General features: G+C 62.4%; 3 protein-coding genes and 3 pseudogenes. 5 read left to right on the plus strand and 1 reads right to left on the minus strand.

Going from position 1 to position 6,153, the window contains the following annotated elements; translation table 11 throughout:
* On the plus strand, positions 1 to 463 hold a 463-nt coding region (locus JCM25143_RS14070), incomplete at its 5' end, for an NUDIX domain-containing protein (protein ID WP_025861680.1).
* 35 nt (positions 464 to 498) lie between these two features.
* A pseudogene (gene hemH, locus JCM25143_RS19975) lies at positions 499 to 1,544 on the plus strand (ferrochelatase).
* Between the two features lie 30 nt (positions 1,545 to 1,574).
* On the opposite strand, the pseudogene nth reads toward hemH, so the two are convergent.
* Positions 1,575 to 2,242 (minus strand): annotated as a pseudogene (nth, locus tag JCM25143_RS19980) (endonuclease III).
* 260 nt (positions 2,243 to 2,502) lie between these two features.
* Between nth and JCM25143_RS19985 the strand changes: the two are divergent.
* From JCM25143_RS19985 to JCM25143_RS14095, 3 genes and pseudogenes are all read left to right on the plus strand, one after another.
* Positions 2,503 to 4,288, plus strand: a pseudogene (locus JCM25143_RS19985) (ABC transporter ATP-binding protein).
* Between the two features lie 44 nt (positions 4,289 to 4,332).
* Positions 4,333 to 4,668 carry a hypothetical protein gene (locus JCM25143_RS14090; protein WP_025861681.1) on the plus strand — a complete coding sequence of 112 codons (336 nt, stop codon included), beginning with the start codon at positions 4,333 to 4,335 and terminating at the stop codon, positions 4,666 to 4,668.
* Between the two features lie 143 nt (positions 4,669 to 4,811).
* A partial coding sequence (locus JCM25143_RS14095) for an APC family permease (protein ID WP_025861682.1) occupies positions 4,812 to 6,153 on the plus strand: 1,342 nt, incomplete at its 3' end.

Below are 6,153 nucleotides of genomic sequence, written 5' to 3' on the forward strand. Positions count from 1 at the left end.
ATCCTGCGCGGGGCATGCGGCGGGCACAGCGGCCAGTCTGCCGCGCAAAATGCCCAAGGTGGCGCGGCCCGTGCGCTATGGGGTGCATTTTTTCGTGGTGGATGCGGCAGGGCAGGTTCTGTTGCGCCGCAGGCCGGACACCGGACTTCTGGCTTCCATGACGGAAATACCCGGCACGGTCTGGCAGGCCACGCCTTGGCCGGAGGCTGAGGCACTGGCTACTGCGCCTGCCCGAGCGCAATGGCACGGGGCAGGCACGGTGCGGCATGTCTTTACGCATTTTTCGCTTGAAATCACGGTGCTGGCGGCGCGGGTGGTGCGTTTTGCCAATACCGAGGTCAGTCAGGGCTTTCTGTTGCCCATGGCACGGCTGGAAGGGGCTGCCCTGCCATCGGTCATGCGCAAATGTGTTGCCATGGGCATGCAGGGACTGTCGGAGCATGAGGCCGCTCTGTCTGGCTAAAGGCCGGGCAAGCAGCGCGGGAGAAGGAAGAAACCATGGTTTTCCATCATGTGCCGGCACAGGCGCAGAGCGGGCGTGTCGGTGTTCTGCTTATTAATCTCGGCACGCCGGATGATACGGGCTATCGCGCGGTCAGGCGCTATCTGTCGGAGTTTCTGTCTGACAGGCGTGTGATCGAGGGCTCCCCCCTGTTCTGGCAACCACTCCTGCAGGGCGTGGTGCTGACAACCCGCCCGCGGGCAAGCGGGCGTGCTTATGAGCGGATCTGGAACACCGGGCGGAACGAAAGCCCCCTGCGCACCATAACGCGCGAACAGGCGGAAAAACTGGCCGAGCGGTTCGCAGCCAGCAACGTGCCCGTGGCATGGGGCATGCGCTATGGCGGGCCTTCACTGAAAGAGGCCGTGCATGATCTGCTGCGGCAGGGGTGTGAGCGTATCCTGTGCATGCCGCTCTACCCGCAATATAGTGCCACCACGACCGCTACGGCCAATGATCAGGTTTTTCGCGCCTGATGCGTTTGCGTAACCAGCCCGCTATCCGCACCCTGCCGCCTTTTGCGGATGATCCCGATTTTATCGCCGCTGTGGCGCAGAGCGTGCGCACCGCGCGGGACGAGGCGCTGCGTGTGCAGGCGCTAGAGGGGCGCGAGGGTGAGCCTTTCCAGAAAGTGGTTGCCTCTTTCCATGGCCTGCCGGTGGATTACGTCAAAAAGGGCGATTCCTACCACGCGGACTGCCAGAAAACCGTGAATGCCCTGCGCGAGGCGCTGGGGCGGGACGAGCAGACCCTGCCCATGACCTTTCAGTCACGCTTTGGGCCAACACGTTGGCTGGAACCTTATACCGAGCCGTATATTACCGCTCTGCCCGCGCAGGGGATCACCCGGATTGCCGTGGTCATGCCCGGTTTCATGGCCGACTGTCTGGAAACGCTGGATGAAATCGGCAACGAGGTGCGTGAGCGCTTTCTGCATGCGGGTGGGGAATCGTTTACCCTGATCCCCTGCCTGAATGAATCGCCCGCCTGTATCGACCTGCTGGAAACACTGGCGCGCCGGGAACTGGCAGGCTGGCTGTAGCCATTACGCGCTAAAGCCACGCCGGGGCCTTCAGGCCATGGCAGTGGCGCGGCGCGCGGGCGTGGGCAGGGGTGTTTTATCGGGGTACAGGCAGGGTGTCTGGGCTGCACAGCGCCAGCATTCGGGCTTACGGGCTTTGCACACATAGCGCCCCTGCAGGATCATCCAGTGGTGGGATTCCTGCTTCATTTCCTCGGGGATACGCGCTCCAGCGCTTTTTCCACGGCTTCTACCGTGCGCCCGCGCCCTAGCCCGGAGCGGTTGGCCAGCCTGAAAACATGTGTATCCACCGGCACGGTTGGCTGGTCGAAGGCGACACTCAGCACCACATTGGCGGTTTTGCGGCCCACTCCCGCCAGTTTTTCCAGAGCTTCACGCGTGCCGGGCACCGCGCCGTCATGCTCGGCCAGAAGCTGGCGCGAGAGTTCCACCACATTATGCGCCTTGCTGCGCCACAGCCCAATGGTGCGGATCAGCTGGGCCACGGCGTCCTCCCCCAGTGCCACCATGGCGGCGGGGGTGGGGGCGGCCTCGAACAGGGCGGGTGTTACGCGGTTGACGGAGGCATCCGTTGCCTGTGCCGACAGCACCACAGCCACCAGCAGTGTGAAAGGTGTTGTGTAGACCAGTTCGGTTTTTGCATCGGGCCATGCCCGCGCCAGATCGAGCAGGAACGCCCGGACTTCGGCGGGTTTCATGTCGCGTTTTGCCTGTGCGGCGGGGGGCGTAGCCACCTTGCGTGCGGGTTTTGCTTTTATGGCAGGGGAGGCGGATACGGCTTTGGGGGAACGGGGCTTTGGGGGCATAAGGGGGGCCTGCGGCTGGTCTGTTCGGGCGATAGTGTCAGGGATGGGGGGTATTTGTGCAACCACCCCCTTTCACGATACAGGCTGTGCACGCATTTATGCGCCAGAAAGAATGATCCATCTGTGTTGACTGACCTGTTCGGGGTGTCCGTATGCCTGTGAGTGGTTCCGGGGTGGCTACTGCCGCGCGGAAAACAAGCCTGTTTATTGATGTGCTGCGCTTTGTGGCCCGGCATTGGCTGGGCTTTCCGGTGCCGCTGGCCGTTACGCTGGCCGGAACTATGCTGGCCACCGTGGCGGATGTGCTGATGCCCGTTATTGCGGGGCAGTTGGTGGCCGACGTGGCGCGCCCGGTGGCGGAGGTGGGGCATGATGCGCTGTGGATGCTCGCGGCCATGGCCGGGTGCGGCTTTTTTAGCGTGCTGGCCAAGCGGGGGGCCTATCTTGGCATTACGCGGCTGACCACGCAGGTCATGCAGAAAATAGGCACCGAGGCCTTTGCCCATGTCCAGCGGCTGTCAACCGACTGGCATGCCAGCACCTTCGCCGGTTCCACCGTGCGGCGGCTTACGCGCGGCATGTGGGCGGTGGATATGCTGGATGATACGCTGCTGCTCCTGCTGCTGCCCGAAGTGGCGCTGCTGGTGCTCACCACCCTTGTGCTGGGCTGGCACTGGCTTGCCATGGGTGTGTTGCTGGGCGTGCTTTCCGTGCTGTTTGTTGCGCTTTCCTGCACCTTGACCCTGCGTTACGTGGCCCCATCCGCACAGGCGGCCAATGAGGGCGACAGCCGCATGGGGGCAGCTCTGGCCGATGCCATAACCTGCAATGCCGTGGTGAAGGCTTTTGGTGCGGAAGAGCGAGAGGATGCACGGCTGGCGCGTATTGTCAGCCAGTGGCGCAAGGCAACGGCGCATATGTGGGTGCGCGGGACGGACAGCGCCAATATTCAGGCGGCGGCGGTCATGGTCATGCGGCTCGCACTGGCGGGCGGTGCTATCTGGCTGTGGGCCGCTGGCCGGGCTGGCCCCGGAGATGTCGCCTATGTGCTGACCATGACCTTTCTTGTGCAGGGCTACCTGCGCGAGATTGGCCAGCAGGTTTCGGTTGTGCAGCGCTCTGTCAATGAAATGGAGGAACTGCTGCTGCTGTGGCGTACGCCCGCAGCCGTGGCGGACCCGGTAAACCCGCAGCCTTTGCAGGTTACACAAGGCGCGATCAGCTTCGAGCATGTCCGCTTCTGCTATCCGGGTCAGGCGAAAGCGTTGTTTGATGACTTTTCCCTGACAATCGCGCCGGGCAGCCGAGTAGGCTGGTGGGGCCATCAGGTTCAGGCAAGACAACATTTACCAAGCTGCTCCAGCGGCTTTACGCGCCACAGGCGGGCGTGATCCGGGTGGATGGTACGGATATTGCCACGGTGCGCCAGTCGGCCTTGCGGGCGCGTATTGCGCTGGTGCCGCAGGAGCCATGCTGTTCCACCGCAGTCTGGCGGAAAACATTGCGTATGGGTGCCCCGGTGCCACGCGGGCGCAGATAGAGGAGGCCGCGCGGCTGGCCAATGCCTCCCGCTTTATCGACCGTCTGCCCGATGGGTATGAAACCCTTGTGGGGGAGCGTGGCATCAAGCTGTCCGGCGGGGAGCGCCAGCGTGTGGCCATTGCCCGTGCTTTTCTGGCCGATGCGCCTATTCTGGTCATGGATGAGGCAACGGCCAGTCTGGATTCGGAGTCCGAGGCTCTGGTGCAGCAGGCCATGGAGCGGCTGATGCAGGGGCGCACGGTGCTGGTGGTGGCGCATCGTCTGGCGACCGTGCGGGGGCTGGACCGTATTGTGGTGTTCGAGCATGGGCGCGTGGTGGAAGACGGCCCGCATGATACACTGGTGAGTAAGGAAAACGGCCTGTACCGCAGGCTGTACACCCTGCAGAGCCTGTAAGGCGGTGCGGTAGCTATTTGTGACAGGGAGGGTCATGACAGTTCATGACGGCGGAAACGGAACCTGACAACGAAACCGAACGGCTGAGAAAACAGCGGCGCGATGCGCTGGTGGCCCGTCTGCCTGCGCGTCTGGCGCGCTGGGTGCGCTGGCTACTGGCGGCAGAGCGGCGCACGCTCAGGATGTTTGCGGGATTTCTGTTTCTGCTGGGTGGGTTTTTGTCTTTCCTGCCCCTGCTGGGTATCTGGATGCTGCCGCTGGGTGTGGTGCTGTTGGCCGAGGATATTCCCCTGTTCCGCGGGCTGAGCGTGCGCCTGTTCGCCTGGATGGCCCGCCGTAGGCCCGACCTGTTTGCGGAGCAGAAGGAGAGCGGGCGCTAGAGAGCGGGATATGGGCCGGAGCTATCGGATAGAGCGATAGCTGGGCAGGGGCATTACAGACTGGTGCGATTCCGAAACATTTTTCTATGCTGGAGCCTTTGCAAGCCATCAGCTTTGCTCCAACCGGAAAAAAAGGACCCGCCATGGATCACGCACCGGTACCCGCTACCGACGATGCCGCCAGTCTGGCGGCGCTGGGAGTGAAGTCGGATTTCGACCGCTCCATGTCTATGATCGAGAATTTTGCACTGGGTTTTACCTATCTGTCGCCCGTGGTGGGGGTGTACACCCTGTTTGACACCAGCCTGCAGACAGGTGGTGGCCCCATGATCTGGTCTTACGTGCTGGCGGGTATTGGCCAGTTTCTGGTGGCGCTGATTTTTGGTGAAGTCGTAGCGCAGTTTCCCATTTCTGGCGGGCTTTACCCATGGGCACGCAGGTTGGTGGGGCGCAAATGGTCGTGGGTGACGGCGTGGGTTTATGTATGGGCGCTGTTTACCACCATTGCCGCCGTGGCAACGGGGGCGGCTCCGTTTCTGGCTTTGCTGACAGGGGGCTCCAGCGCGCCGGGCCTGACAACGGCTATAGCGCTTGCGCTGATTGCGCTCTCCACACTGTGTAACCTCGCGGGCACAAAACTGCTCGCACGTGTGGCCATGTTCGGTTTTATCTGCGAACTGGTGGGGGCTCTGTTTGTCGGAGGGTATCTACTGGCCTTCCACCGGGTGAATACGCTGGGCGCATTGCTTGACCCCATGAACGCCGCACCGGCTAATGGCAGTTATCTGCCTGCTTTTCTGGCGGCATCGCTGCTCGGGCTGTTCTCGTGCTACGGGTTTGAGGCCTGCGGCGATGTGGCTGAAGAAATTCCAGATCCCGGCCGCCAAATTCCCAAAGCCATGCGCATGACCATCTATATCGGGGTGGGGGCATCCATTTTTGCCTGTGCCGCACTGCTGCTGGCCGTGCCCGATATTCCGGCAGTGATTTCGGGCAAATCTCCCAATGCGCTGAGCGATGTGCTGATGAACGCCTTCGGCCCTACTGGTACCAAGGGGGTTGCGGCTATTGTAATGGTGTCTTTCATGTCCTGCGTGCTTAGCCTACAGGCGGCAGTCAGCCGGCTGATCTACTCCTTCGCGCGGGATGGTATGGTTGCGGGGTCCGCACCGCTTTCACGGGTTTCGACCCGGCATGTGCCGGTAAATGCACTCTATCTTTCCGGGCTGGTGCCGGGCGCTATCGTGCTGTTGGGCCTGTTTGCGCAGGATGCGCTGACAACCATCGTCAGCTTTGCGGTGGTGGGGATTTACGTGGCCTTCCAGATGGTGGTGGCGGGTGCGCTCTATGCCCGTCTGCGCGGCTGGCAGCCGGGGGGACCGTTTACTCTCGGGCGCTGGGGTTTTGCGGTTAATATTGCAGCACTGGCTTATGGTGTGCTCGCCATTATTAATATCCTGTGGCCCCGCATGCCGGATGCGCCAT

The organism is Acetobacter papayae JCM 25143, assembly GCF_000613285.1.
Lineage (GTDB): Bacteria > Pseudomonadota > Alphaproteobacteria > Acetobacterales > Acetobacteraceae > Acetobacter > Acetobacter papayae.